Consider the following 26,926-nt stretch of genomic DNA (forward strand, 5'->3'; position numbering starts at 1 on the left):
TCGTGCACGTCGACGCAACGCCAGCGCGCTGTGCCCGTCACAGTAGGAGCCTTCCGGAGCACATGTCTAGAGCTTCATCCAAGATGACGCTAACTTTTGTCCTATCGGACGAAAGTTAGTTGTTGATCAAGGAAAGACCGCACCTCGCCCGGTGCGGTCTCCCGGTCCTCAGTCCCGGTCCCGTTTCCTGAGCTTGCGGTCGTCCCGGAGCGGGAGGTACGGCTCCCGGTCCGCCGGCCCACCCATCCGGATCGTCCGCTCCCGCTCCAGCTCAGCGCTCAACTCGGCGCCGAGCAGGACGGCCACGTTGGAGAGCCAGAGCCAGACCAGGAAGACGATCACTCCGGCCAGCGAGCCGTACGTCCGGTTGTACGAGGCGAAGTAGCTGACGTAGAGCGCGAAGCCGGCGGAAACCACCGCCCAGGCCAGTACGGCGAAGGCGCCACCGGGACTGATCCACCGGAACCGCTGACGCGCGTTGGGTGCCCCCCAGTAGAGGACGGCGAAGATCAGACTGACCAGCAGCACCAGTACCGGCCACTTGCCGATGTCCCACGCCGTCACTCCGGCCTCGCCCACCCCCAGTCGCCGGCCCACCTCGGCGGAGAGCCGCCCACTGAACACCAGGAGCACCAGGCTGACCAACGCCAGCAGCCCGACCAGGGCGGTCAGGCCGATCCGGAGCAGCAGGGTCCGGCTGAACGGTCGTCCCTCCGGCACGTCGTAGATGGCGTTGGCGGCCCGGGTGAAGGCGCCGAGGTAGCCGGAGGCCGTCCAGAACGCGCCGAGGATGCCGAGGACCGCGACCAGGCTCGCCGTCCCGGAGCCGCCCTGGACCTGGTCGATCCCGGCGAGCAGGATGTCCCGGGCGGCCGGCGCGGGTACGACGTCCCGGGCCACGTTCCGGACCCCGCGCACCGCGGCGTCGCCGAGCAGACCCAGCACCGCCACCAGGACCAGCAGGGCCGGAAAGAGCGACAGCACCGCGTAGTAGGTCAGCGCCGCCGCCCAGTCCGTGACGTTGTCCGCCTGCGCCTCCCGCAGGGTCCGGCGCAGCACCCCGGCCCAGGCGCTCCGGGGCAGCCGGCCCGGTGACCCCGCCGTCCGTTTGCCAGTCATCCGGCCCTCCTCGCCACGGCGCCGCCGGACGATGCGAACCACCGCCGGACCGGCGCTGTCGGTCAACTACTTAAAGTAGTCATCCGAGGCGGTCGCGTCGGGCGCAACGGCCGCAGCCGACCGGCAATCTCGCGGCAGACCCGTGGCCTCACTTGCAGAGCAGCCGGCCCATCCGGCGGCCGGCGACGACCAGGCCGAGCGCGGTCAGCGCGACCAGATAGAGCACGTCGACGAGTTGACCCCAGCCGCCGCCCTCCACCGAGATGCCCCGGACCAGATGCACCGCGCGGTAGAGCGGTGTCGCCTCGATCAGCCAGTGCAGCACCAACGGGTACGCCTCGGCCGGCACGAAGGTCCCGGAGAAGAGGAAGAGGGTGAACTGGGCCGAACCCATCAGGTCGAAGTCCTGCCAACTGCGCATGAAGGTGGAGAGCGCCATGCCCAGCGCCCCGAACGCGAAGCCGACCAGCACGGCGGCCGGAAAGGCGATCAGCGCCCGGACCGCGCTGGTCAGGTCCAATCCCACCATCACGGCCAGGAACGCCGCCGAGTAGAGGCTGCCCCGGAGCATCGCCCAGCCCAGCTCACCGAGGGCGATCTCGAACGGCTGCACCGGGGTGGCCAGGATCCCCTCGTACAGCTTCATGTACTTCATCTTGCCGAAAAAGTTGAATGTCGTTTCGGCCAGCGCCCCGCTCATCGCCGAGGCGGCCAGCATCGCCGGTGCCACGAACGCCGCGTACGACACCACGGTGCCGGTCGGCAGCGTCATGTCGCCGACCAGCTTTCCCACCCCGACGCCGATGGAGAGCAGGTAGAGCAACGGCTCGAAGAAGCCCGAGATCAGCACCACCCAGTACGCGGACTTCAGCGCCGCGACGTTGCGCTCGGCCACCGAGGTGGCGCGGCGGGGTGCGCCCTCGAAACTGATCAGCCGAGGCAGGACGATGCTGACCACGGAAGCCTCTCCTCTGGTTCGGGTCGGACAGGGGTGCTGGTGGAGACTGGCCGGCGGCGGCTCAGACCACCAGTCGGCGACGGAACGCCGCGCGCGCCAGCAACCACCCGACGGCCACCCAGGCGGCGAGGTAGAGCAGGTGGCCAGCGACCGACCAGGTCGGCGCGACGCCGAGGGTGGCGGCCCGGCACAGGTCCACGCCGTGCCAGAGCGGGGACGCGTACGCCAGCCAGCGCAGCACCGCCGGCAGCGACTCGACCGGGAAGAACACCCCGGCGAAGAGGGTCATCGGGATCACCCCGAACCGGAACAGCAGCGCGAGGTAACTGTCGCTGCGCACCGAGGAGCTGTAGGCGAAGACCGGCGCGGCCACCGCCGCCGCGATCAGCGCCACCAGCGGGAGCGTGGCCAGCGCCCACGGCGAGTGCAGCGTGCCGAAGGCCGCCGCCACGAGCAGGAAGGCGAGGCTGCTGGTGAGCACCCGGAACAGCACGAATCCGAGCTGACCGCCGAGGATGTCGACGACCCGCAGCGGCGTCGCGGCCTGCGCAAAGTAGATCTTGACCCACTCGAAGTTGCCGAGCACCGGCCAGGTCGACTCGCCGATCGCCACCTGGAGCGCGGTCGAGGCGATCAGACCCGGCACGAGGAAGTCGAGGTACGACACCCCGGCCACCGGAGCGTCGACGTACGCCCCGACGCCCACCCCGAAGCCGAGGACGGTGAGCAGCGGCAACAGGAACGACGAGAAGACACCGGCCCGCCAGGTGCGGCGGTAGGCGACAAGGTGATATTCGAGCACGGCGAGCGCGGGGAACCGCCCGACTAGTCCGGTCCGCGGTCGGGTGGCCGCCGCGGCCTCCAGAAGCGCCATCTCAGTCCACCAGCGTCCGGCCGGTGAGATGCAGGAAGACGTCCTCCAGGCTGCTGCGCCGGACCAGCACGCTGCTCGGGGTCAGCGCCCGGGCGTGCACCTCGGCCACCGCGGCGTCGCCGTCGGTGACGTAGAGCAGGATCCGGTCGGGTAACACCTCGATCCGCTCGGCGAGCCCGTCCAGCTTGCCGGCGAACGCCTCCTGGCTCTCGGCGGCGAAGCGCAGCTCGACCACCTCGCGGGTGGAGTAACGGTCGATCAGCGAGCGCGGCGAGCCCTCGGCGGCGATCCGGCCCCCGTCCATCACCACCAGCCGGTCGCAGAGCTGCTCGGCCTCGTCCATGTAGTGAGTGGTCAGCACCAGCGTGACGCCCTGCTGCTTGAGCCGGAAGAGCCGCTCCCAGACCAGGTGCCGGGCCTGCGGGTCCAGCCCGGTGGTCGGCTCGTCGAGCAGCACGATGTCGGGCTCGTTGACCAGCGCGCGGGCGATGGTGAGCCGGCGTTTCATCCCGCCGGAGAGTGGCTCCACCTTGCTGCCCGCCCGCTCCGCGAGCTGCACGAAGTCGAGCAGCTCGGCGGCGCGCTCCCGGGCCACCCGGCGCGGGATGCCGAAGTAGCGCGCATAGGTGGTGAGGTTCTCCCGGACGGTCAGCTCCGGGTCGAGGTTGTCCGACTGCGGACAGACGCCGAGCCGGGCCCGGATCGCCGGACCGTCCCGCCGGGGATCCATCCCCATGATCTGCAACTCGCCGTCGGTCGGTGGCGAGACACAGCCGACCATGCGCATCGTCGAACTCTTGCCGGCGCCGTTGGGCCCGAGGAAGCCGAACGCCTCCCCCGCCCGCACGTCGACGTCGATCCCATCGACCGCAGTGAATTCTCCGAACCGCTTGACCAGCCCTCGCGCCCGGATGAGGATCTCGTCCTTTGCCACGGGCTCGACCCTAGCCGCCGGGTCCGACACGTCCACCGAGTTTCTGCCGGGCCGGCTCCCGGGTCGGCCCGACAGCAACCGGGCCGGCTCCGGGTCGGATCACCGACGGCGGGCGGAGACTCAGAGGTCCGGGTCGACGCCGGACAGGGCCTCCGCCACCAGCCGGTCGGTCTCGGCCACCACCGCCGGGTCGTCGACCGGCGTACCGGGGTCGTAGCGGACCGTCCAGGTCAGGCCGTCGACGCCGCGCACCTGGCGGGCCGCGATCCGCAGACCGCCGTCGGGCAACCCGTGGTGTGCCGTGTACGCCACCGACCGGGTCACCCGGGCCCGTACCTGGTGCGGCACGTCACCCGGATCGACCAGCAGGTACGTCCGGACCGGCCCGTCGGCCACCACCCGGTAGCCGGCCCGCTCCCCGACCGGCTCGGCCGGGGTGATCGCCAGGTCCCGACCCGACCAGATCGCCTTGTGCACCTCGTGCCAGCCCAGCCGCGCGGCCTCCCCCGGCAGCCAGAGCCCCCGGTCCGTGACCACCACGATCTCGTCGCCGTCACCCACCCTGGCCCAGTCCAGCACCCGCTCGCCGCGCTCCAGCGCCGGACGCCGATCGGCCGGCAGCTTCCGGCCACGACGGAACAGGTTGAACGCCTCCATCGGCTACAGCCCTCCCATCGCCTGCTCGCGCAGGGCTCGTGCGTGCTGCTCCAGAGAGAGCAGCTCACCGAAGAGCGCGAAGTACTCGTCCTTGTTCGCCGTCGGGTTGACCCGCTGCACCTTCGACTTCAGGTCCCGGATCCGGGTGGTCACCGAACCCCACTCCAGCCGGGCCAGGGTGATCGAGACGTACCGCGGGTCGGGCTCGGTGTCGAGCCGCAGCGGCTCCACGGCCAGCTCGCCGACGAGCGCCGCGGCGGCCAGGTCGCCGCAGGCGTCCCGGACCCGCTCGATCCAGACCGCCCCGGTGGTCGCCGCCGTCGCGCCGCCGGCCGCCTCGATCGCGGCCCGGACCACCCGGTGTACGGGGTGCAGGTACACCTCCGCCGCGAGCGCGTCGAACATCGGGCCGGCCAGCACCGGCACCTGGAGGGCGAGCTTGAGCGCCTCCCGCTCCACCAGCGACTGCGGGTTGTCCACCACCGGCTCGATTGTCCGCCGCTGCGGCGGGGTCGGCCCGGCACCGTTGCCCCGGCGCGACTGCCCGGTCCCCTGCGCGGCGGCATCGAGCACCGCCCGCTGCACCGGCTCGATCTCCATGCCGAGGTCGCCGGCGAGCTTGCGGACGTACTCCGGGCGCTTCTCCCGGTCCTTGAGCTTGGCCACCAGCGGCGCCGCCCGGCGCATCGCCTCCACCCGACCGTCGACGGTGTCCAGGTCGTACCGGCGCAGCACCTGGCGCAGCGCGAAGTCGACCAGCGGCTCGCGGCGGGCGACCAGGTCCCGGACCGCGAGGTCGCCCTTTGCCAGCCGAAGCTCGCACGGATCCATGTTGTCCGGGCTGATCGCGATGAAGGTACGCCCGACGAACCGCTGGTCGTCCTCGAATGCCCGCAGCGCCGCCTTCTGCCCGGCGGCGTCACCGTCGAAGGTGAAGATGATCTCGCCCGCCACCGCGTCGGTGTCCATCAGCAGCCGGCGCAGCACCGAGATGTGGTCCGCGCCGAAGGCGGTGCCGCAGGTCGCCACCGCCGTCGGTACGCCGGCCAGGTGGCAGGCCATCACGTCGGTGTACCCCTCGACGATCACCGCCCGCCCCTGCCGGGCGATCTCCCGCTTCGCCTGGGAGATGCCGTAGAGCACGTGCGACTTCTTGTAGATCGGCGTCTCGGGGGTGTTCAGGTATTTCGGGCCGTCGTCGTCGGAGAACAGCTTGCGGGCGCCGAAGCCGATCACGTCGCCGGTCAGGTCCTTGATCGGCCAGAGCAGCCGGCGCCGGAACCGGTCGATCAGCGAGCCGGATCGCGCCTCGCGGGCCAGCCCGGCGGTGACGAGTTCCTGGCCGGTGAAGCCCTTCTGCCGTAGGTGCTTGGTGAGCAGGTCCCAGGCGTCCGGGGCGAAACCGCAGCCGTACGTCTGCGCCGCCGTACGGTCGAAGCCGCGCTGGGCCAGGAACTCCCGCGCCGCCCGGGCCCCGGCGGTGCCGAGCTGGCCGGCGTAGAACTCGGCGGCGGCGGCGTGCGCGGCGACCAGCCGCTGCTTCTGGCCCTGCTGCGGCCGGACCGGGGCGGGGCCGGCCTCGATGTAACGCAGTTGGATGTTGGCCCGGTCGGCGAGGCGTTCGACCGACTCGACGAAGGTCAGGTGCTCGGCGTCCATCAGGAACTTGATGGCGTCCCCGCCGGCCCCACAGCCGTGACAGTTGCCGGTGAGGATGTTGTCCTCCAGCACGAACGCGTGGGTGCCCTCGACCACCGGGCAGAAGACCTCCTCCACCTCGCCGTCGTCCTCGACCCGCTCGACGGTCCAACCCCGGCGCTCGTACGCCTTGCGGTGGGCGAGGAATCGCTCCCGGTGGGCGGAGATCAGGAAGAAGTCCTCCGGCAGGTCCGAACCCATCAGGGTCAGCCGGTACACCGGGCCGGTGTACCCCAGCTCGCCATTTGGCCGGAGGTAGTCCTTGAAGCCGGTACGGATGTACTCCCGGATGCCGTAGCTGCCGACGCCGATCCGGGTGCAGAGGTCGCGGACGAACTCCAGGTGGGTGCGTGAGGTCGAGTTGAGCGAGATGCAACCGTCGGCGGCGACGTCCCCGTCCGCCGCGAAGTAGCCGGCCAGCCAACCGAAAAGGTAGGACAGCGACTCGTCGAGCGGTGGCAGCTCCGTCTTGAAGTACGCCGGCAGGCCGGTCACGGTCAGCCCGTTGTCTCGCTGGTAGGTGTGGCTCAGCGGGAACCACTTGAGCAGTTCGGCGTCCTTGCCGCCGTAGAGAAGGGCCACGCTGCCGCCACTGAGCAGGGTGCCGTCGCCGAAGACGATGCCCCGGGCGATCCCGTACGGGGACGGGCGCAGTTCGTGGCCACCGTCGCGCGTGGTCAGCGACCGCGGATAGGCGTAAGCCAGCCGGTCACCTGTCCGCAACTGTTCCGTCACCCGCTCCAGGTGCCGCTTGCGGTCCCGCCCCGCCCGGACGAACCAGCGGTGGTTCACCGTCGCCCGGATCACCTTTTTCTGCCCGTTCCGGCTCAGGTGCACCCGCAGGACGGGCTGCTCACCGAACGAGTAGAAGGGAGCCTCGACCCACCGCCCCCCGGTGGTCAGCACCGAGTGGCTGCCTCCGGCCATGTCCCGGATCTCCCGTACGCCGGACCTGGTGAGCACCCTGGTGTCACCGGCAAAACAAAAATAGACATTTCGAGCAGGGGCCACGGTGAACGACGGGGTCTTCTCGTCGTGGAACGGGCAGAGTCCCTTGAGGTTGCCGCCGCCGGCCGACCGGAGCGTGACGGTCTCGGAGATGATGTCCGCGATCGAGGTGCGCTCCCGCACCAGCGCGATGTCCTCGTCACGGATCCGCCCGGCCACCGCCTCACCCCCTCCGGGCTACATCCTGCCCTGTCGGGCGGACGTGGGCGGCGAAGGGGTGGCCGGTGCGCGAGGCGGTTCAGCGGGCGGTCACCGACTCCTCGGCCTCGACCTGCCGGTTCCAGTCGGGCTTGGCGGCCCGCCAGCTCTCGTCGTCGTCACCGCGACGCCAGTAACCGGAGATGGAGAGCCGCTCCTTCGGCACCCGGAGTTCGCCGCGGAGCATCCGGCGTAGCTCGCGGACGAAGTACGCCTCACCGTGCACGAAGGCGTGCACGTCACCGAGCGGGAAGGTGGCCGCGCGCACCGCCTCGACGAGGGCCTCGCCGACGACCCGTCCGGCGCGGTGCACCCAGACGATCTCGGCGGACGCCTTGGTGGCCAGGTGCTGCTCCTCGTCCGGGCCGGCGACCTCGACGAAGACCCGGGCCGGGGCGCCGTGCGGCAGCCGCTCCAGCGCGGCACCGATCGCCGGCAGGGCGCTCTCGTCGCCGACCAGCAGGTGCCAGTCGGCCGTCGGGTCCGGGGCGTACCCGCCGCCGGGCCCCCGGAACATCACCCGGTCTCCCGGCCGGGCTCCGGCGGCCCACGGGCCGGCCAGCCCTCGGTCGCCGTGGTAGACGAAGTCCAGGGTCAGCTCCCGGGCCGCCGCGTCCCAGGCCCGCACGGTGTACGTGCGCAGCCGGGGCCACTGGTCACGGGGTAGTTCGCGCTTGACCAGGTCGAGGTCGAGCGGCACCGGATAGTCGACACCGGCCGGCGGAAAGATCAACTTCACGTAGTGGTCGGTGTAGGTGTCCGCGGCGAACCCGGCCAGCCCCTCTCCGCCGAGCACCACCCGGATCATGTGTGGCGTGAGCCACGCCGTCCGCAGCACCTCGGCGTACCTGATCCCGGTTTCCTTCGAACTTTCCGCCATGAGCTTAGGCTAGCCTAAGTCGCCGGGCCCGCCCAGCCTGGGCCACCGGCCCGCCCGGCCCCGGGGACACCTCACGGGGCGGGGACACCTCACGGGGCTGCCTCGGCCGGCAGCAGGTGGCTGACCTGTGGCAGCCCCTCGGCGTGTTCCAGCGCCCGCAGCTCGGCCACCTGGTCCGCCTTGGTCAGCCGGCCGCCGTGCTGGCGCAGGTGCTCGTCCCAGGAGGAAAGCTCGTAGATCTCCACGAAGAGGTCCCCCGACTCGCCCTCCCGGTACAGGCCCCAGCGCGACGCGCCGGTACGCCGTCGGGCCGCCCGGACCTCCTGCATGGCGGCGACGAACCGCTCCCGCCGATCCTCCCGGACCGTGTACGTCACCACCACGATCACCGGCCCGACACTCGGGTCCGGCTCGTGCACCAGTTCGAGGTCGGGCCAGTGCGTCGCCGGGTCCTGCCGCACGGCACGCAGGTCCGGCAGCGGCCACATCCTCACCGTCAGCGCACCAATGATCATCAGCAACCCGGCGGCGACGTGCGCGAGGATCAGGCTCGCCGCGTCGGCGACGATGCCCCAGGCCAGCGCGCCGATCGCCTGCGCACCGGCGAACACCACCTGGTAGACGGCGAGGCCGCGGGCGCGTACCCAGCCGGGGAGGAAGAGCTGCATCTCCGCGGTGAGGTTGGAGAGCACCGTCACCCAGGCCAGCCCGGCCGGTACCAGCGCGACCAGCACCACCGCCTCGATCGGGACCAGCGCCACCACGAGCGTCGCCGCCCCGTAGGCCAGCCCGGCGACCAGCAGGAAGAGGTTCGGCGAGAGCTTGGCCCGGACCCAGGGCAGCGCCAGCCCGCCGGCCACCGCACCGACGCCGAGCGCGGCCAGCAGCACGCCGTACCCGCCGGCGCCGAGCCCGAGCCGCTGGTTGGCGATCAGCGGCAGCAGTGCCCAGAGCGCGCTACCGGGAATCAGGAAGAGCAGCGCCCGCAACAGCAGCCGCTGCACCATCGGCGAGTGCCGGACGTACCGGCCACCGGCCCGGAGCGCCGCGGTGAACCGCTCCGGCACCTCGACCGAGCGGGAGTTGCCGGCCCGCCACCGGATCAGGGTGAGCGCGAAGAAGAGGAAGGCCACGGTGTTCAGGGCGAAGACCAGCGGTACGCCGATCCGGGCGATCAGCACGCCGGCCACCGCCGGGCCGACCGAGCGGGCCACGTTCACGCTGATCGAGCCGAGCCCGGACGCGGGCTGCAGCAGGTTGCGCGGCACCAGGTCGGGGATGATCGCGGCCCAGGCCGGCAGGGTGAGCGCCTGCCCGACCCCGAAGGCGAAGGTGAGGGTGAGCAGCAGTGCCGGCGGCATCCGACCGGCCGCGGTGAGCAGGGTCAGCGCCACCCCCACCCCGACGATGAAGAACTGCACGGCGATCAGCAGCCGACGCCGGTCGAGGGTGTCGGCCAGGGCACCGGCGGGGAGCGCGAGCAGCAGGATCGGCAGGCTGCTCGCGGTCTGTACCAGGGAGACCAGGGTCGAGGCGTTCCGCTCGTCGATCAGCAGCCACTGGGCGCCGACGGTCTGCATCCAGGTGCCGATGTTGGCGACCAGCATCGCCACCCAGAGGCTGCGATAGGCCGCCACCCGCAGTGGCGCCCATGCCGAGGGTGGTGGCTCGGCGGAAGCCGGCCCGGCGCTGACCATCGCCCCGGGCTACCAACGTCCGTCGGCGCGGAGCACTCTCTGGCCCGAGACGTACAGGTCGTCGGCGCCGAGCAGCATCAGCCGGACCACCTCGGACGCCACCTGCTCGGGCGGCGCGAAGGTCGTGTCGAGGAAGTCGGCGCCGACCCGCTCCTGGAGCCTGGTCGGCATCGGGCCGGGGTGGATCTCCATCACCTTGATGCTGTTGCTGCCCTGCGCCTCGGCCAGCGACTCGACCAGGCTGGTGCCGAAGCTCTTCGTCGCCCGGTAGAGCGGGATGCCCGGCCGGGGCACGTCGGTGGCGAGCGCGCTGATGTAGACGATGTTGCCGTACCCCTGCTCCCGCATCCGCAGCAGCGCCTCGTGCATCAGGTACGCCGTACCCAGCACGTTCACCTCGACCGCCCGGCGGATCGCCTCCGGGGAGAGTTCCTCCAGCCTTCCGCCGGCCCACATCGCCGCGCAGTGGGCCAGCCCGTCGATCGGACCGTACCGGGTGACGACCTCCGCCAGGGCGTCCCGGACCTGCTCGCTGCGGGACATGTCGCAGACGATGCCGTCGCAACCCAGTTCGTCGCGGGCCCGGGACACCTCGCCGGGGACGTCGCCCAGGATCACGACCCGATGGTCGGCGGCGAGGATCCGGGCCACCTCCATCCCGAGCCCACTCGTGCCGCCGTCCACCACGAACGTCCTGGCCTGCATGCCCACTCCCACCCCTCGTCGACCACGCGGTCCTACCAAGGAGGGTTCCACCTGCGGCGCGGGCGTGCGGCCATGATCGGGTAATGACCGACGGGCACTGCGGGAGACAGCGGGGCCCTGGGGGACGGATTCCGGGCAGCGAGGCGGTCGGGGGCGGATTCCGGGCGCCGACGGGCCGCTGCCGGTGTCGTGCCGTACCCGGACCCTCAGGTCTGGCGCGGTGCCCCGGAGCCGCTCCGCCAGCACAGGTCGCCGGTCTCGCGCCCGCTGTTGTTGCCCTTGCTGGTGTCCTCGCCGCAGGACTTGTACCGCCGCTCGTGGTAGCCGCCGGGCTCGAACTCGAATCTCTCGCCATCGGCGGCACTCGCCGGTTCCGTGCGATCTCCGCCGCGCCCTCCGCCGGTCAGGAGACGGCCGGGCGGCGCGTAGCGAATCGGACCGCCGTTCGGCCGACCCGGACCCGGACCATCCACCGGGCGCTCGCCACCTTCGGGCAGCCCTTGTCAGGTTGGTGTCAGGGGGCTTGTAGTGCCCACAGTGGATTGATAGACACATGGCCCGGACGCTGCCTCGTCAACCGTGGCCCGAGGCGGCACGGCTCCCGGCCTCGTCCCACCGCCAGCGCAGTCCCACCCGCCAGCGCAGTCCCACCCGCCAGCGCAGTCCCACCCGCCAGCGCAGTCCCACCCGCCAGCGCGACAGGAGCAGAGTCTGATGGATCCCATCACCGTCGTGGTGACCGCGTTGGTGGCCGGTGCGGCAGCCGGGGTCTCCGGCGCCGCCTCGACAGCCGTCCAGGACGCCTACGCCGGCCTGGTCGCCCTGGTACGACGCCGACTCACGGGCGGACAACGTGACCGCGACGCCGGCGCGGAGATCGTGGACGCGTACCGCGCGGATCCGGTCGGCCAGTACGGCCGGCTGGTGGCAGAGCTGACCAACGCTGGCGCCAAGCACGATCGTGACCTGGCCGAGGCGGCGCTGCGGGTGCTCGCCCTGACCTTCCCGGGCAGCGGGGAGTCCGCCGCGCGATACACCACCGATCTTCGCGGCGCCCAGGGTGTCTACCTGGGCGACCACGGCACCCAGACCAACACGTTCTCCTGAGATGACCGCTCAGTCGAAGGAACCCGCCCGGCCCGGGCCGACCGGTGCGGAGCCGGCGCGGACCGGGGCGGAGCCGGCGCGCGCAGCACCGACCCGAGGTGCCTCGGTGCCCGGGCAGCCCGGCCCGGTCGACCTGCGGCACGCCCAGGGCGTGCTGGTCGGCGACCACGGCCGGCAACGCAACGTGTTCCGGCTGAACCTGCCGCGCAGCGTCCGGATCGCGCTGCTGAGCACCCTCGCGCTGGTCGTACTCGCCGGTGCCGGCGTGCTGACCGTCACCTGGGTGCTGCCACAGTTCGCGCCGACCTACAAGACGGAGTTCCTGATCGACACCACCGCCGCCGGCACCACCGAGGGGGTCGCCACGATCGCCGACTCGCTCCGGAAGGTGATCGACAACTCCGGGGACAGCGACGCGCTGGCGCTGCGCCGCTTCGGAGGCGAGTGCGGCGCGCAGGACAACACCAGCCAGCTCGTCGGCTTCGGCACCGACAACCGCCAGGAGATCGCCGACGCGGTCGGCGGCATCGGCCAGGGCACCAAGGCGACCCTGCAACGCGGCATCGTCGAGGCCGTCGCCGACTTCTCCAAGCCGTTCGCGCGGCGGGCCAAGCAGGTCAACCGGATCATCGTGGTGACACGCAACGGCACCGACGCCTGCGACGAGGACACGGCGTTCGTGCAGCGGCAGATCAGCGACCGGATCAGGGCCGCCGGCCTCGCCATCGAGTTCCGGATGATCGGCTACCAGGTACGCGACGACCAGCAGGAGCAGCTCACCCAGCTCGCGACCGGCGCCGGCGCCCCCGATCCGATGTTCGTCGACACCCCGGGGGAGCTGGACGCGGCCCTGGACTGGTTCACCAACATCGAACCGGTGCTGCGCAACGCCAAGGAGATCATCGACATCCTCAATCCCGCCGTCGAGCAGGTCAACGCCGCCGTCAAGGCGGTCGGCACCGGTCGGCTCGACACGGCCGAGCGCACCCTCGACCGGGCCCGTAACGTCCTCGCGAGCACCGACACCGAATTCGAGGACCTGCAGGGCCGTGCCAAGACGGCCACCGCCCGGGACATCCACGACCGGGCGTCCCGGCTGCGCGCCCAGCAGCAACGGGTCGTGCGTAGCGCCGAGGACCTGCTGGAGACCGCCCGCTCGGGCACACCGTTGGGGCCGAAACACGCCGCCTTCGAGCGGGTGGCCACCCGGTACAACGACGAGGTGAACGCGATGAACGAGGCGCTCGCCGCGCTCCGCGCCAAGGCCCCGAGGAGCATACGATGAGCATCACGACCGGCCGTCCGGGCAGCCGTCGGCGGCGCTTTCTGCTGATCGTCGCGGTGGTCGTCGTCGCCGCGCTCGCCGTCGGCACCGTCCTGGTGGTGCGCGCCATCCCGGACTACCGCACCGCCCTGCTGGTCGACACCTCGACGGCCCCGGAGGGCGGCGACTTCGCCGAGGTCGCCGCCGCCGTGGGCGCCGCGGCCCAGAACGCCGCCGACGACGACGCGCTGTCACTGCGCCGGTTCGGCGGTCGCTGCGACGACGTCGGCAACACCGCACAGGTGGTCGGCGCCGGCACCGGCCGGGCACCGGAGATCGTCGAGAAGGTACGCACACTCACCCCCGCCGGCGAGTCGACGCTGCGCGCCGGCGTCCTCGCGGCGATCGACGACTTCGCCGGCCGCTATCCCTTCCGGGGCCGCAAGGGCAACCGGATCGTCGTGATCTCCCGGCACGGCGTCGACGGCTGTGACCCCGACCCCGCCGCCGTGGCCCGGACGATCCAGGAGCGCGTCGAGAAGGCCGGGCTCGCTCTCGACTTCAGGTTCGTCGGCTACCGGGTGCCGGCCGAGCAGCGACCGGCGCTGACCCAGCTGGCCTCGGCGGCCGGCGCGCCCGAGCCGGTGTTCCCGGAGACCGCCGACGTTCTCACCGCCGTCCTCGAGCAGCTCACCATCCCCGCCTCGCCCGACGCCGCCCCGGTGGCGATACCCACTCCCGACCCCACCGCCGACTGGACCCCCTACCGCAGTACCCGGCACGGGTACGCCCTGCGCCACCCACCGGACTGGCTGGTCGAGGAGTGCGAGACGAGTCTCTGGCTGGCACACACCCGCGACCTGCTGCCCGGCTGCCTCGGCACCGACTACTTCTTCTACCTCGTCTGGGTGCGCAGCGAGGCGGCGGACCAGGCCTACACGGGACCGTACAACGCGGAGACCCACGGCGACATCGAGGTCCGGGACGTCACCGTCGACGGCGTCGCCGGCAAGCGCCACTCCGCCGTCGTCGTCAAGGAGGACGATCTGATCGGACGGAGCGCCGTCGGCACCATGGTCGTCCGGTACGTCCTGCAGGCGAACGGTCGGGTCTACACGATCGCCTTCGAGAACCACAGGGACGCACCCGGCGCGGCAGACCTGCTGGAGAAGTTCGACCTCATGGTGACGAAGTCGTTCACCTTCACCGCCTAGTCGGCACCAAGCGCCCGGCAGCCGTCCGCACCGGGCGGCGGTCGACTAACCGGTGGTGAGCCGCTCATGCCAGGCGACCGCCGCCGGATCGGTGAGCGAGGCGACCTGGTCGACCACCACCCGCAGTCGGGCGGCGTCGTCCGGCGCCGCCTTCCACAGTGGTGCGAAGACCGGGTCGAGCGCCTCCGGTGCCCGGGTCAGCAGCGCCGCCACCAACCCGGTCAGGATCTCCCGCTGGCGCTCGTACCGGTCCCGCGCGCCGGGGCGGCGCATCACGTAGCGCAGCGCCATGCCCTTGAGCAGCGCGCACTCGGCACGGATCCGCCGGGGCACGACCAGTCCGGCGGCGTACCGGCGCAGCGGGCCGGTGCCGTGGCGCCGCTCGGTGGCCTCGACCGCCGCCGCGACGAACCGGCCGGTCAGCACGCTGGTGCTCGCCTTCAGCGCGGCCAGCGCCCGGTGACTGCCGTCGTAGTCGCGAAGCGGCGCGAGTACCGGGTCGGCGAGCAGCCCGGCCAGCACCTCGGCCAGGTCGTCGGCCGACTCGGTCGAGTACCGCCCGGCGACGTCGGCACAGAGCGCGGCCCGCTCGTCGGCGTCGTCCCGCAACTGCGTCAACCGCAGTCGCAGGTAGCCGCCGTGGATGCCGTCCTCGACGTCGTGCACCGAGTACGCGACGTCGTCGGCCCAGTCCATCACCTGCGCCTCAAGGCAGCGTACGTCGCCGTCCGGGGCACCCTGGCGCAGCCAGTCGAAGGTGTCGGCGTCGTCGGGGTACACCCCGAACTTGCGCTGCCCCGGTCGGCGCGGCCAGGGGTACTTGCAGGTGGCGTCGAGGGCGGCCCGGGTCAGGTTGAGCCCGGCGGAGGTGCCGTCCGGGCCGTACACCTTGGCTTCCAGCCGGGTCAGCACCCGCAGCGTCTGCGCGTTGCCCTCGAAGCCGCCGCAGTCGGCGGCGAGGACGTCGAGCACGGCCTCGCCGTTGTGCCCGAACGGCGGGTGCCCGAGGTCGTGCGCGAGCCCGGCCACGTCCACGATGTCCGGGTCACAGCCGAGCCGGGCACCCATCTCGCGGGCGATCTGGGCGACCTCCAGCGAGTGGGTGAGCCGGGTCCGGAGGAAGTCGTCGGTGCCGGCGGTGTGCACCTGGGTCTTCGCGGCCAGCCGCCGGAACGCCGCCGAGTGCAGCACCCGGGCCCGGTCCCGCTGGTAGGGGCTGCGCCCGTGGCCGCTGTCCTTCGCCGGTTCGGCCACCCGGCGCTCCGCGTCAGGCTGGCTGGTCACGCCACCGATCCTCACCCGGCCGCCTCCGGCACCGTCAACCCCGCTGGGCGAGCACGCAGAACTCGTTGCCCTCGGGGTCGGCCAGCACGGTCCAGGTGTGCTCCGAGGACTGCCCGACGTCGACGTGCCGGGCTCCCATGTTGACCAGCCGCTCCACCTCGGCCTCATGGTCGGCCGGGCGGAGGTCGATGTGCAGCCGGTTCTTCGTCTCCTTGCCGTCGGGAACCGGCACGAAGACCAGGCCGGGCAGTACGTCCGGGGCCCGGCGGATCTCCACCTCGTCCGGTAGTTCGGCGACGATCCGGTAGCCGAGCGCCTCGGCCCACCAGCGTGCGAGCCGGGCCGGATCGGCGGCATCCACCACCAGGTTCTCCCACACGCTGCCCATGGGCCACACCTCCGGTACGAGGGAAGCGACGTTCGCGTGTCGCTCAGGTTACGCCGGGGCCCCGACCCGGGCGCAGCAACGTACGCCCGACACCCCAGCCGGTTGACCTGCCTTGCCGAACGCAACCGCCGAACAGCCGAGAGTTGCCGGACGATCGCCGGTGGTCACGGGACGGCGCCGGGAGCTTGCTCGGTGTAGCGTGCCGGAGTCGGAAGGTAACCGCTCGGGTCGCGAGGTGCCGGCGACGTTGCGCGGCAGGACGCCACAGGCCGGAGCGAAACGTCCGAACGCCGAGGGATGGGCAACGAGTAGGGAGCAGTCACCGGTGAACACTGATGCCGCCCTGCTGGCCGAACTGCACCGGCTGCGGCGCGCGGTGCCGGAGATATCGGGTGCCGTGCTGGCCGCCGTGGACGGCCTGCTGGTCGCCAGCGACCTGTCCGGGATCGATCCGCACCACGTCGCCGCGCTCTCCGCGGCGGGGCTCGGGATCGGTGGCCGCTTCGCGCAGCTGGCCGGGCACGGGCCGTTGCGGGAGTCCGTGGTCCGGAGCGCGCAGGGGTGCGTGGTCGTCTACCCGGCCGGTGAGGACGCGATCCTGACCACCGTGGTCCGCCCGGAGACCGAGTTCGCCCGGCTGCACGCCGAGGCTCGGCCGGCCGCCCAGCGGCTCGGCGCGCTCTGGGACGCCGTCCGGCAGCCGGCGGTGGCCACCGCGATCCCGCCGGTCACCAACCCGGACGCGCCGCTGGCGACCCGTACCCCGATGGCCTCCCTCCCGGCCGGCCTCTGGTCCGACCCCGGCGGCCGGCGCTCCCCCGGCCGGTCCTGAGGAGCCGCGCCCAGCGCGGGAGGATGCGCGGGAGTGCCGGGGGTCAGCGGCTGTCGGAGCCGGTGGACTCGACCACCGCCCGACCGGCCTCCAGCCGGGCCACCGGCACCCGGAACGGCGAGCAGGAGACGTAGTCCAGGCCGACGTCGTGGAAGAAGTGCACCGAGTCGGGGTCGCCGCCGTGTTCGCCGCAGACCCCGAGTTTGAGCCCGGGGCGAGCCGCCCGCCCCTCGTCGGTGGCGATCCGGACCAGCCGGCCGACCCCGTCGGCGTCGATCGACTCGAACGGTGAGATGCCGAAGATGCCCAGCTCCAGATAGCGCCAGAAGAAGGCGCCCTCGACGTCGTCCCGGGAGAAGCCCCAGCCCATCTGGGTCAGGTCGTTGGTGCCGAAGGAGAAGAACTCGGCGGCCTCGGCGATCTGCCCGGCGGTCAGCGCCGCCCGGGGCACCTCGATCATCGTGCCGATCAGCACCTCGACGGGCTGCTCCCGGGTCACATCCGCGATGATCTTTTCGGCCTCGGTGCGTACCGTCTCCAGTTCCTGGACCGCGCCGACCAGCGGCACCATGATCTCCGGCTTCGGGTTGCCACCGGCCCTGGCACACTCCACGGCCGCCTCGACGATCGCCCGCACCTGCATGGCGAACAGGCCCGGGATGACCAGGCCGAGCCGGACCCCGCGCAGACCCAGCATCGGGTTCTGCTCGTGCATCCGACGTACCGCGGTGAGCAGCGCCTCGTCCCGGGCGGCGTCCTCGCCGCGCTCGTGCGCGACAGCGACGTGCACGGCCAGCTCCTCCAGCGAGGGGAGGAACTCGTGCAGCGGCGGGTCGATCAGCCGGACGGTCACCGGCTGCCCGTCCATCGCCCGGAAGACCTCCAGGAAGTCGGCACGCTGCAACGGAAGCAGCTCGGCCAGCGCCGCCTGCCGGTCGCCGTCGGTCCGGGCCAGGATCAGCCGCTCGACCAGTTCTCGCCGGTCACCGAGGAACATGTGCTCGGTGCGGCACAGGCCGATCCCCTCGGCCCCGAACCGCCGGGCCCGGGCCGCGTCCTCGCCGGTGTCGGCGTTCGCCCGGACGCCCAGCCGCCGCTTGGCGTCGGCGTGCGTCATGATCCGGTGTACGGCGGCCACCAGCGGATCGTCCGTGGTCTCGCCGTCCACGCTCCCCTCGAAGTAGCGCACCACCTCGGAGGGCCAGACCGGCACCTCGCCCAGGTAGACGTTGCCGGTGGTGCCGTCGATCGAGACGACGTCCCCCTCGGAGACCGTCCGGCCGTCCACGGTGAACCGCCGCTGCCGGACGTCCACGTCGAGCGAGTCGGCGCCGCAGACGCAGGTCTTGCCCATGCCCCGGGCGACGACGGCGGCGTGGCTGGTCTTGCCGCCGCGCGAGGTGAGGATGCCGCGCGAGGCAATCATGCCGGGCAGGTCGTCCGGGTTGGTCTCCCGGCGGACCAGGATGACGTCCTCGCCGGCCTCGGCCAGCTCGACCGCCCGCCGCCCCTCGAAGACCACCTTTCCGACGGCGGCGCCCGGGGATGCGCCGATACCCCGGGCCAGTGGGGTCCGGTCGCCGTCGAGCCGGAACCGGGGGAACATCAGCTGGGCGAGTTGGGCGCCGTTGACCCGGTGCAGCGCCTCGTCCAGGTCGATCAGGCCCTCGTCGACGAGTTGGGCGGCGATCACGAACGCGGCGGCGGCGGTGCGCTTGCCGACCCGGGTCTGCAACATCCACAGCTTGCCGCGCTCGATGGTGAACTCGATGTCGCAGAGGTCGCGGTAGTGCCCCTCCAGTTTGGCCATGATGGCCAGCAGCTCGTCGTACGCCGGCTTGTTCAGTTCTTCGAGCTGTTGCAGCGGGACGGTGTTGCGGATCCCGGCCACCACGTCCTCGCCCTGGGCGTTGGCCAGGTAGTCGCCGTAGATGCCCTGCGCGCCGCTGGCCGGGTCGCGGGTGAACGCCACCCCGGTGCCGGAGTCCGGGCCGAGGTTGCCGAAGACCATCGCCACGACGTTGACCGCGGTGCCGAGGTCGGCGGGGATCCGCTCCTGCCGCCGGTAGAGCACGGCCCGCTCGGCGTTCCAGGACTCGAAGACCGCGTTGATGGCGAGCTGGAGCTGCTCCCTGGGCTGTTGCGGGAACTCCCGGCCGGTGTGCTTACGGAAGATCGTCTTGTACGTGTCGACCAGCGCCCGGAGGTCGTCCGCGTCGAGGTCCAGGTCACTCTCGCTACCCTTGGCCCGCTTGGCGTCGTCGAGGGCGTGCGCGAAGTGCTCACCCGGTACGTCGCAGACGGTCTTGCCGAACATCTGAATGAGCCGGCGGTAGGAGTCCCAGGCGAACCGCTCGTTACCGCCGGCCTGCGCGGCCAGTCCGGTCACGCTCGCGTCGTTGAGCCCGACGTTCAGCACCGTCTCCATCATGCCGGGCATGGAGAACTTGGCTCCGGACCGGACCGAGACCAGCAGCGGGTCGGCCGGGTCGCCCAGCCGCCTGGCCATCCCCTTCTCCAGCGCGGCCAGGTGCGCGTCAATCTCGTCGGCCAGCCCGGCGGGTTGGGTCCCGCTGTTCAGGTACGCCTGGCAGGCTTCGGTGCTGATGGTGAAGCCCGGCGGAACCGGCAGCCCGAGGTTGGTCATCTCGGCCAGGTTCGCGCCCTTGCCACCGAGCAGGTCCTTCAGGTCCTTGTTGCCCTCGGTGAAGTCGTAAACGTACTTCTGTCCCGCCGTCTGCTGCGCTGTCAACGGACCCTCCCACGTGCGCCGTTCGACACTGAACGAAGGTTTAGCCGCTCTCTACGTACCCAGGGGACGGTTGCCCGTACCAGCGGGAACCGCCGGCTGCTGGTGGGCGAAGGCTAAGCGACCGGTGGGCATCTTGGGACCGTTCGGTGACAATCCGCACAGTCGCGAAGGCTGTACGTGTTCGCGAGGTTGTGTGGGAACGATTCCACGAGCAAGATCGGTCACGGAAGGATCCCGACCCGGCCCGGCGTTTGGTCAGTCGACGGGTACGACCAAGGACTCGTACCACAGGGTGACCAACCCTTGACAGGACGCCATTTCGTACGTACGTTTCATGAGATTTGCCCGGAAATCACCTGCGGCTCCCCCCCGGAGAGATCTGCCGTGCGACCTACCACCTTCCCGCCCCGGTCCACCCGCACCCCCGCCGACACCCCGCCCCGGCTGACCGACGTGCTTCCCGCCCCCGCCCGGGTCGAGCCAGCCGCCGGGGTGGAGTTCATCCTGACCCCCGGCACGACGATCCGGACCACCCCCGGCCCCGAGGCGAGTGCGGTCGGCCGACACCTGGCGGAGCTGCTGCGCCGCCCGACCGGCTACCCACTACCGGTGGTCACCGCCGGTCAGGCCGACGGGCCCGGCGGGATCTCCCTGCTGCTGACCGGCGACGACGGGGCAACCGGCCGTTCCCGCACGCCACAGCCCGGCGGCGCCGGCTCGGCCGAGGGCTACCACCTGGAGATCAGCCCCTCCGGCGTGGTGGCCCGGGCCCGCACGGCCACCGGCCTCTTCTACGCGGTGCAGACGCTGTGGCAGTTGCTGCCACCGAAGGTCGAGTCCGCCCGGCGGCAGCCCGGCCCGTGGGCGATCCCCGGCGGAACGATCGACGACCACCCCCGGTTCGGCTACCGGGGCGCGATGCTCGACGTGGCCCGGCACTTCTTCGCCGTACCGGACGTGCTGCGCTTCGTCGACCACCTCGCCCGATACAAGGTCAACCACCTGCACCTGCACCTCACCGACGACCAGGGCTGGCGGATCGCCATCGACTCCTGGCCCCGACTGGCCAGCGTCGGCGGCTCCACCGAGGTGGACGGCGGCCCCGGCGGCTACTACACGAAGGAGCAGTACGCCGAGATCGTCGCGTACGCGGCCGCCCGGCACATCACCGTCGTACCCGAGATCGACCTGCCCGGGCACACCAACGCGGCGTTGAACGCGTACGGGGAACTCGCCCCGGACGGCGTCGCGCCGCCGGAGTACACCGGCACCGACGTCGGGTTCAGCGCGGTCGCCGTCGACAACGAGCGGACGTACCGGTTCATCGACGACGTACTCGGCGAGGTCGCCGCGCTCACCCCCGGCCGCTACCTGCACATCGGCGGCGACGAGGCGTTCACCCTCGACCGGGCCGCCTACACCCGGTTCATGAACCGGGTCCAGCGGATCGTCACCGGACACGGCAAGCGGGTGCTCGGCTGGCACCAGCTCGCGGTCGCCGAGCACAGCACCGGACGGGTCGTCCAGTACTGGGGCACCTCGACCGAGGACCCGGTGGTGGCCGAAGCGGTGCGCAACGGCGCCAAGGTGTTGCTCTCGCCCGGCAACCGCAGCTACCTCGACATGAAGTACTCGGCGGCGACCCCGCTGGGCAAGGACTGGGCCGGGCTGGTCGAGGTCCGCGACGCGTACGACTGGGATCCCGGCGACTATCTCGCCGGAGTACCGGCCGAGGCGGTGCTCGGGGTGGAGGCGCCACTCTGGACGGAGACGGTCCGCACGGTCGGCGACATCGAGTTCATGACCTTCCCCCGACTGCCGGCCATCGCCGAGCTGGGCTGGTCGCCGGCGCGGTCCCGGGACTGGGCGGACTTCCGGCGGCGGCTGGCCGGCCACGGCCTGCGCTGGAGCACGGCCGGGATCGCCTTCCACCGCTCGCCGGAGGTGCCGTGGGCGGGCAGTACTCCGGTCGTACCCGAGCCCCGGTCCGCCGGATCGACGGCGGAGGCCACCGGTGCGTCGACGACGTCGACGCCGGGGAGCGGCCCGCCGCCCGCCGACGACCGGCCGCTACCGATCGCCTGACCGCCCCGGGCCCGGTCCACCGCTTCCGCTACCGATCGCCGGCCCGGGCACTCACGGCCCCGCCAGCGCGACCAGCCCGGCACGACCGGGCGCGGCTCAGCCGCCGGAGTCGGCCAGTTCGGCGCCGGCCGGCACCTCGGCGCTGTCCCGATCGGCCAGCCAGCCGTCCGGCAGGAAAACCTTGCCCGGCGAGTTCGTCCGACCCCGGGGCTGGCCGAGCGTCTCCGGCGGGAACGGCTCGGCCGGGTCGAGCTTGCCGAGCAGGTCGTCCAGCTCGGCCAGGCCGTTCACCATGGCCAGGGCCCGGCGCAGCTCGCCGCCGACCGGGAAGCCCTTCAGATACCAGGCGACGTGCTTGCGGAAGTCGACGCAGCCGTCCCGCTCGGCGGTGTCCGGGCGGTCGCCACCGGCGAACCACTCGACCAGCAGTTCGGCGTGCCGGCGCATGGTCGCCGCGACCTCGCCGAGGGTGGGCAGCCGGCGCACCGGGCGGCCGTCGAAGGCCGCCGCCAGATCGGCGAAGAGCCAGGGCCGGCCGAGGCAGCCCCGGCCGACGACCACACCGTCCGCCCCGGTGTGCGCCAGCATCCGCAGCGCGTCGTCGGCCTCCCAGATGTCCCCGTTGCCCAGCACCGGCACGTCCAGCGCCTGTTTCAGGGTGCCGATCGCGTCCCAGTCCGCCGTACCCGAATACCGCTGCGCGGCCGTACGCCCGTGCAGGGCGACCGCCGCCACCCCGGCCTCCTGGGCGGCGAGCCCCGCGGCCACGTACGTCAGGTGGTCGTCGTCGATGCCCTTGCGCATCTTGACCGTCACCGGTACCCCGGCCGGGGCGGCCGCCTCGACCGCCGCCCGGACGATCCGGGCGAAGAGCCGGTGGCGCCACGGCAGCGCCGCCCCACCGCCCTTGCGGGTGACCTTCGGCACCGGGCAGCCGAAGTTCAGGTCGACGTGGTCGGCCAGGTCCTCCTCGACCACCATCCGGACCGCCGCCGCGGTCACCTCCGGGTCGATCCCGTACAGCTGGAGGCTGCGCGGCCGCTCGTCCCCGCCGAAGGCGATCATCCGGAGCGTCTTCGGATTCCGCTCGACCAGCGCCCGGGTGGTGACCATCTCGCAGACGTAGAGGCCGCCGCCCTGTTCCCGGCAGAGACGCCGGAAGGCGACATTCGTGATCCCGGCCATCGGCGCAAGTACCACCGGCGGCCACACCACGTGCCCGCCCAGGTGCAGCGGGCGGGATGCGCGGAAGGGCCCGTTCCTGTCGCCTTCACCGGGAGAACCGCCCCCTGCCAACAGCTCAGCCATGGCACACTCCCCCGCCGTCCCGGTACACAGCCCCCACGTTATCCACGGTCGTCCCCGGGGAGAGCCCTGACGAGGCGTCGGGCGTCCGGCCAGGCCATGCGGTACTTGCCAGGAGTCCCGATGAGGAAGGAGGGGTCGCCGCAGGGGGGAGCGACGATGCCCGTTTCGACCCGGATGCCGCCGCAGGCCAGATAGAACATCTGTGCGCGAGCGTTCTGCTCAAGCACCCACAGGTAGAGCGCTGGAGAGCCGGCATCGGCGAGGACCGCCCGGGCGGCGTAGGCCATCAGCGCGGTACCGATGCCAGCGCGATGCTCCGAATGGTCGACGTGGAGGTTGTCGATGAGGCTGCCCCAGCGCGGATCCGCGTCGAAGACCACATGGACGAAGCCCGCGAGACAACCGTCACGTTCGGCGATGATCGTGGTGGTGCCGGCGGGGGAAGCGAGTCGCGCCGACCACACCCTGCTGCGTTCACCGAGCAGATCGCCGTCGAGATACGTGTCGGCGTAGGCGCCCCGATAGTGCCGCCGCCAGCTGTCGGCATGCAGCGCGGCGATGCGACCGGCATCGCCGGCTCCGGCAGGGCTGAAGATTGCGGGGCCGGTCGGGGCGACGGACCGGGGCACGGCGGAACGGGACACTGCGACAAGCTCCTCGACTGGCGGCTTACCGGGCAAATTGCGTCGGCCAGGTCGTCACCCGGAGCACCCCGCCCGCGAGCGGAGGGTTGCCGGCCAGCAAGCCGGGGCTGTGCGCTGGCACTCATGACCTTCACCGCAGAAGTTAGCACCGGTGTTGCTCGTCGGCAGCCGCTGCCCGAACTCAGCCTGCGGTACGGGCTCGCCCGGTGGAGCCTCAGCAGCCGGGGAGGCGTTCCAGGAGGTAGCGCTCGACCTGGTCCAGGCCGACCCGTTCCTGGGTCATGCTGTCCCGGTCCCGGACGGTGACGGCGTTGTCGTCCAGGGTGTCGAAGTCGACCGTGACGCAGAACGGGGTGCCGATCTCGTCCTGCCGGCGGTAGCGGCGGCCGATCGCCTGCGAGTCGTCGAACTCGACCACCCAGCGGCGGCGGAGCGCTGCGGCCAGGTCCTTCGCCTTCGGCGAGAGGGAGGGGTTGCGGGAGAGCGGCAGCACGGCCACCTTCACCGGCGAGAGCCGGGGGTCGAAGCGGAGGACGGTGCGCTTGTCGACCCCGCCCTTGGTGTTCGGAGCCTCGTCCTCGTCGTACGCCTCCAGCAGGAAGGCGAGCACCGCGCGAGTCAGCCCGGCGGCCGGCTCGATCACGTACGGCACCCAGCGCTGCTGCTTCTCCTGGTCGAAGTAGGACAGATCGACACCGGAGTGCTTGCTGTGCGTGGAAAGGTCGAAGTCGGTGCGGTTCGCGATGCCCTCCAGCTCGGAGAACTCGGTGCCGCCGAACCGGAACCGGTACTCGATGTCGACGGTCCGCTTCGAATAGTGCGACAGCTTCTCCTGCGGGTGCTCGTAGAACCGCAGGTTCTCCTCGGAGATGCCAAGGTCGAGATACCAGTTCCAGCGCTCGCGCAGCCAGTACTCGTGCCATTCCTCGTCGGTGCCCGGCTCGACGAAGAACTCCATCTCCATCTGCTCGAACTCCCTGGTCCGGAAGATGAAGTTGCCCGGGGTGATCTCGTTGCGGAACGACTTGCCGACCTGGGCGATGCCGAACGGCGGCCTCTTGCGGGCCGAGGCGGCCACGTTGTTGTAGTTGACGAAGATGCCCTGCGCGGTCTCCGGCCGGAGGTAGTGCAGGCCCTCCTCGCTCTCCACCGGGCCGAGGTAGGTCTTCATCAGGCCGTTGAACATCCGCGGCTCGGTGAAGGTGCCCTTGTTGCCGCAGTTCGGGCAGTTCATCTCGGTCAACGAGGCCGGCGGGTGGCCGTGCCTCTCCGCGTACGCCTCCTCGAGGTGGTCCGCCCGGAACCTCCGGTGGCACGACTGGCACTCGGTCAGCGGGTCGACGAAGGCGTCCAGGTGGCCGGAGGCGGCCCAGACGTCCCGGGCGAGGATCACGGCCGAGTCGAGGCCGACGATGTCGTCCCGCTGCTGCACCATGGTCCGCCACCACTGGCGCCGGACGTTCTCCTTCAGCTCGACGCCGAGGGGGCCGTAGTCCCAGGCCGACCGGGTGCCCCCGTAGATCTCGCTGGACGGGAAGACGAAGCCTCGGCGCTTCGCGAGACTGACGACGGCGTCGATACGGTCGGCTGGCATGGTTACCTCCTACACCGGCTGGCGGCCGGCGGGGACATCTTCGGGACGGCTGGGAAAGGCGGACAGGTTCGGCACTCGGACCTGGCTCGGGCGGTGCTCCGCACAACGGTACGGTCACCTGCGGCCCGAGCCCAGCAGATTACTCCACCTCGGCGGCCGTACCGCCGCCGCCCGGCGGGCCGGCCCCGGTGTCAGGTGATGTCGCAGACCCGCAGTTCGCCGGTGCTCTGATCCTGGGCCAGTCGGGCCTGGAGGTTGTCCTGCCCGCCGCTGGCGTAGGTCACGTCGACCGGCACGCTCAGCTCACTGGTCAGCGACACGTCGCCGATCCGGAACGAGGCGATCTCCGGCTCGGAGCTGACCCGGCGCTCGAACTCGGCCGGCGACTCCCGCTGCTGGGCGGACTCGCAGAGCAGGTCGTACGCCTTGCGGAAGTCGTCGTCGTCGAGCGCGTCGAGGTAGTCGGTCACCACCGCCTTGGCCTGCTCGTTCAACGCCTGTGAACCGGAGATCAGCAGGCCGACCAGGGCCGCTCCGCCACCGCCGCAGAAGAGTACGACGGCCAGGGCGGCCACCCCGAGCCCGAGCCACAGCCGCGCACCGCGCCCCTCGCTGGGCGGCGCGGCGAACAGCGGCTCGACGCCGGGGCCGGGCGGCGGCGCCGGCACGGCCGGCGGCATCGGTCCCCATCCGGCCGGAGGCGGCCCGTAGCCGACCGGCGGCGGACCGTACCCGACCGGCGCAGGTGGCGGCGGACCGTGTCCGGCCGGCGGCGGACCGTACCCGACCGGGCTTGGTGGCGGCGGGCCGTATCCGCCCGACGGCGGCACGGGTCCACCGGGTGCGGCCGGTTCGTCGGTCCGGACGGAATCGGGTGGGGACGACGGGCCGCCGGGCGGTCCGGGAACGCTCATGAGGCACAGGGTAGTGCCCGGTTCATCACCGGCCGGGGTCAGCGGCCCGGTCACTGGGAGTGACTTCGACCTGACCGTCCGGTTCGGCGCTGGCCAGCGTCTCGAACGCGGACGGCTCGTCGAGCGACTCGGCGAGCAGCGGGGTGGCGTCGACCTTGACCTCGAAGGCGCCGAGGGCCCGCCGGTACGTGCCGACCGACTCCCACTCGGTGATCAGGCACCAGTGCCGGGGATCGTCGAGGGCCCGCAGCAGCCGCCCCCGACGGTACCCCGGCCGGGCGGCGAGGGCGGCCAGCGCGGTGTGGGCCCGTTCGGTGAAGGTTGCGGCGGCCTCCTCCGGCACGACGAACCGGTTGGTGACGAGCACGTACGCCTCCTGTCCGGTGCCGCCACCGGCGTGCGCGGAGGGTGTCGCTGGCGACAGCTCGCCGGCCGGGGCACCGTGATCTCGTAGAGTCTGTGGAATGCAGCGTACGCAGAGCGTTCTGCTGACCCGGCTGGCTCGGGTCAACCCCACGGGTGTGTTCCTCGCCGTGCTGGCGCTGGTGCTGGTCGCCCTCTTCGCGCCGGGGATCGTCGGCGGAGCCCTGCTGCTGGCGCTCGCCGCCGGGCTGGCCGCGCTGTTGGCGACCACCTGGCCGGTGCAGCGGCCGGCGACCCGGATCCTCCGGCTGGTCATCCTCACCCTGCTGGTCGCTACCGCGCTGATGAAGATCCTCTGATGGCCGTCCGCCCCCGGACGATCGCTCGACCAGAACCGAACGCGATCAAGCGGTTCCATGCAAGCATGCGTTTTTGACAATCATTCTCAT

The 26,926-nt window shown here is 71.8% G+C and carries 23 protein-coding genes and 1 riboswitch; of the genes, 6 read left to right on the top strand and 17 right to left on the bottom strand.

The window, feature by feature from the left end; genetic code table 11:
- Window positions 1-168: 168 nt before the first annotated feature.
- The 9 genes from EV371_RS04895 to EV371_RS33275 form a co-directional block, all read right to left on the bottom strand.
- Entirely contained in the window at window positions 169-1,119 is a 951-nt protein-coding gene (locus tag EV371_RS04895) for a YihY/virulence factor BrkB family protein (RefSeq protein ID WP_130460990.1), read from the bottom strand.
- A 148-nt stretch (window positions 1,120-1,267) separates the two neighbouring features.
- Window positions 1,268-2,077, bottom strand: a complete 810-nt coding sequence (locus EV371_RS04900) for an ABC transporter permease (protein ID WP_130460991.1) — start codon at window positions 2,075-2,077, stop codon at window positions 1,268-1,270.
- A 61-nt stretch (window positions 2,078-2,138) separates the two neighbouring features.
- Window positions 2,139-2,942: an ABC transporter permease gene (locus EV371_RS04905; protein ID WP_486484909.1), complete on the bottom strand. Its 804-nt coding sequence runs from the start codon at window positions 2,940-2,942 to the stop codon at window positions 2,139-2,141.
- Window positions 2,943-2,952: 10 nt separating this feature from the next.
- Window positions 2,953-3,885, bottom strand: a complete 933-nt coding sequence (locus EV371_RS04910) for an ABC transporter ATP-binding protein (protein WP_130460993.1) — start codon at window positions 3,883-3,885, stop codon at window positions 2,953-2,955.
- A 120-nt stretch (window positions 3,886-4,005) separates the two neighbouring features.
- Window positions 4,006-4,542 carry a hypothetical protein gene (locus EV371_RS04915; RefSeq protein WP_130460994.1) on the bottom strand — a complete coding sequence of 179 codons (537 nt, stop codon included), beginning with the start codon at window positions 4,540-4,542 and terminating at the stop codon, window positions 4,006-4,008.
- A gap of 3 nt (window positions 4,543-4,545) precedes the next feature.
- On the bottom strand, window positions 4,546-7,407 hold the full coding sequence (gene dnaG / locus EV371_RS34085; RefSeq protein WP_130460995.1) for a DNA primase: 2,862 nt from the start codon (window positions 7,405-7,407) through the stop codon (window positions 4,546-4,548).
- Between the two features lie 79 nt (window positions 7,408-7,486).
- Complete coding sequence (locus EV371_RS04925) at window positions 7,487-8,326, bottom strand: siderophore-interacting protein (protein WP_130460996.1); 840 nt, start codon at window positions 8,324-8,326, stop codon at window positions 7,487-7,489.
- 89 nt (window positions 8,327-8,415) lie between these two features.
- Window positions 8,416-10,023, bottom strand: coding sequence for an MFS transporter (locus EV371_RS04930; RefSeq protein WP_130460997.1), 1,608 nt, complete (start codon window positions 10,021-10,023; stop codon window positions 8,416-8,418).
- 9 nt (window positions 10,024-10,032) lie between these two features.
- A complete protein-coding gene (locus tag EV371_RS33275) occupies window positions 10,033-10,728 on the bottom strand; it encodes an SDR family NAD(P)-dependent oxidoreductase (RefSeq protein WP_165436607.1) in 696 nt (231 codons plus the stop codon).
- A 714-nt stretch (window positions 10,729-11,442) separates the two neighbouring features.
- On the opposite strand from EV371_RS33275, the gene EV371_RS33280 reads away from it, so the two are divergent.
- From EV371_RS33280 to EV371_RS04955, 3 genes are all read left to right on the top strand, one after another.
- Entirely contained in the window at window positions 11,443-11,835 is a 393-nt protein-coding gene (locus tag EV371_RS33280; RefSeq protein WP_165436608.1) for a hypothetical protein, read from the top strand.
- A 106-nt stretch (window positions 11,836-11,941) separates the two neighbouring features.
- Window positions 11,942-13,120, top strand: a complete 1,179-nt coding sequence (locus EV371_RS04950) for a VWA domain-containing protein (protein WP_165436609.1) — start codon at window positions 11,942-11,944, stop codon at window positions 13,118-13,120.
- Window positions 13,117-14,313, top strand: coding sequence for a hypothetical protein (locus EV371_RS04955; RefSeq protein WP_130461002.1), 1,197 nt, complete (start codon window positions 13,117-13,119; stop codon window positions 14,311-14,313). The genes EV371_RS04950 and EV371_RS04955 overlap by 4 nt, the downstream gene beginning before the upstream one ends.
- A 45-nt stretch (window positions 14,314-14,358) precedes the next feature.
- Here EV371_RS04955 and EV371_RS04960 read toward each other — a convergent pair whose 3' ends face one another.
- The gene (locus EV371_RS04960) at window positions 14,359-15,597 is read right to left on the bottom strand and encodes a deoxyguanosinetriphosphate triphosphohydrolase (RefSeq protein WP_130461003.1); all 1,239 of its coding nucleotides are present in this window, start codon (window positions 15,595-15,597) and stop codon (window positions 14,359-14,361) included.
- Between the two features lie 34 nt (window positions 15,598-15,631).
- Window positions 15,632-15,985, bottom strand: a complete 354-nt coding sequence (locus EV371_RS04965; protein WP_130461004.1) for a VOC family protein — start codon at window positions 15,983-15,985, stop codon at window positions 15,632-15,634.
- Window positions 15,986-16,310: 325 nt separating this feature from the next.
- On the opposite strand from EV371_RS04965, the gene EV371_RS04970 reads away from it, so the two are divergent.
- Complete coding sequence (locus EV371_RS04970) at window positions 16,311-16,817, top strand: roadblock/LC7 domain-containing protein (protein ID WP_130461005.1); 507 nt, start codon at window positions 16,311-16,313, stop codon at window positions 16,815-16,817.
- 43 nt (window positions 16,818-16,860) lie between these two features.
- Here the strand turns inward: EV371_RS04970 and ppdK are convergent, their stop codons facing one another.
- Window positions 16,861-19,569, bottom strand: coding sequence for a pyruvate, phosphate dikinase (gene ppdK / locus EV371_RS04975; protein WP_130461006.1), 2,709 nt, complete (start codon window positions 19,567-19,569; stop codon window positions 16,861-16,863).
- A gap of 384 nt (window positions 19,570-19,953) precedes the next feature.
- On the opposite strand from ppdK, the gene EV371_RS04980 reads away from it, so the two are divergent.
- Window positions 19,954-21,654, top strand: coding sequence for a beta-N-acetylhexosaminidase (locus EV371_RS04980; RefSeq protein ID WP_349339403.1), 1,701 nt, complete (start codon window positions 19,954-19,956; stop codon window positions 21,652-21,654).
- Window positions 21,655-21,750: 96 nt separating this feature from the next.
- Here the strand turns inward: EV371_RS04980 and dusB are convergent, their stop codons facing one another.
- The 5 genes from dusB to EV371_RS05005 all read right to left on the bottom strand — a co-directional run bounded on the left by dusB (window position 21,751) and on the right by EV371_RS05005 (window position 26,481).
- Window positions 21,751-22,962 (bottom strand): tRNA dihydrouridine synthase DusB, encoded by a 1,212-nt coding sequence (gene dusB, locus EV371_RS04985; RefSeq protein WP_130461008.1) that lies wholly within the window; start codon window positions 22,960-22,962, stop codon window positions 21,751-21,753.
- Window positions 22,963-23,000: 38 nt separating this feature from the next.
- Window positions 23,001-23,606, bottom strand: a complete 606-nt coding sequence (locus EV371_RS04990; protein WP_207230408.1) for a GNAT family N-acetyltransferase — start codon at window positions 23,604-23,606, stop codon at window positions 23,001-23,003.
- A gap of 15 nt (window positions 23,607-23,621) precedes the next feature.
- A riboswitch (SAM riboswitch) is annotated at window positions 23,622-23,735 on the bottom strand.
- Between the two features lie 85 nt (window positions 23,736-23,820).
- Window positions 23,821-25,200 carry a glycine--tRNA ligase gene (locus EV371_RS04995; protein ID WP_130461009.1) on the bottom strand — a complete coding sequence of 460 codons (1,380 nt, stop codon included), beginning with the start codon at window positions 25,198-25,200 and terminating at the stop codon, window positions 23,821-23,823.
- Window positions 25,201-25,391: 191 nt separating this feature from the next.
- The gene (locus EV371_RS05000; RefSeq protein ID WP_130465672.1) at window positions 25,392-25,868 is read right to left on the bottom strand and encodes an Rv0361 family membrane protein; all 477 of its coding nucleotides are present in this window, start codon (window positions 25,866-25,868) and stop codon (window positions 25,392-25,394) included.
- Between the two features lie 271 nt (window positions 25,869-26,139).
- Window positions 26,140-26,481, bottom strand: coding sequence for an antibiotic biosynthesis monooxygenase (locus EV371_RS05005; RefSeq protein WP_130461010.1), 342 nt, complete (start codon window positions 26,479-26,481; stop codon window positions 26,140-26,142).
- Window positions 26,482-26,578: 97 nt separating this feature from the next.
- Here EV371_RS05005 and EV371_RS05010 point away from each other — a divergent pair, with 97 nt between their 5' ends.
- Window positions 26,579-26,836 carry a hypothetical protein gene (locus tag EV371_RS05010; protein WP_130461011.1) on the top strand — a complete coding sequence of 86 codons (258 nt, stop codon included), beginning with the start codon at window positions 26,579-26,581 and terminating at the stop codon, window positions 26,834-26,836.
- Window positions 26,837-26,926: the final 90 nt, after the last annotated feature.

The sequence above is a fragment of the Plantactinospora sp. CNZ321 genome, assembly GCF_004217235.1.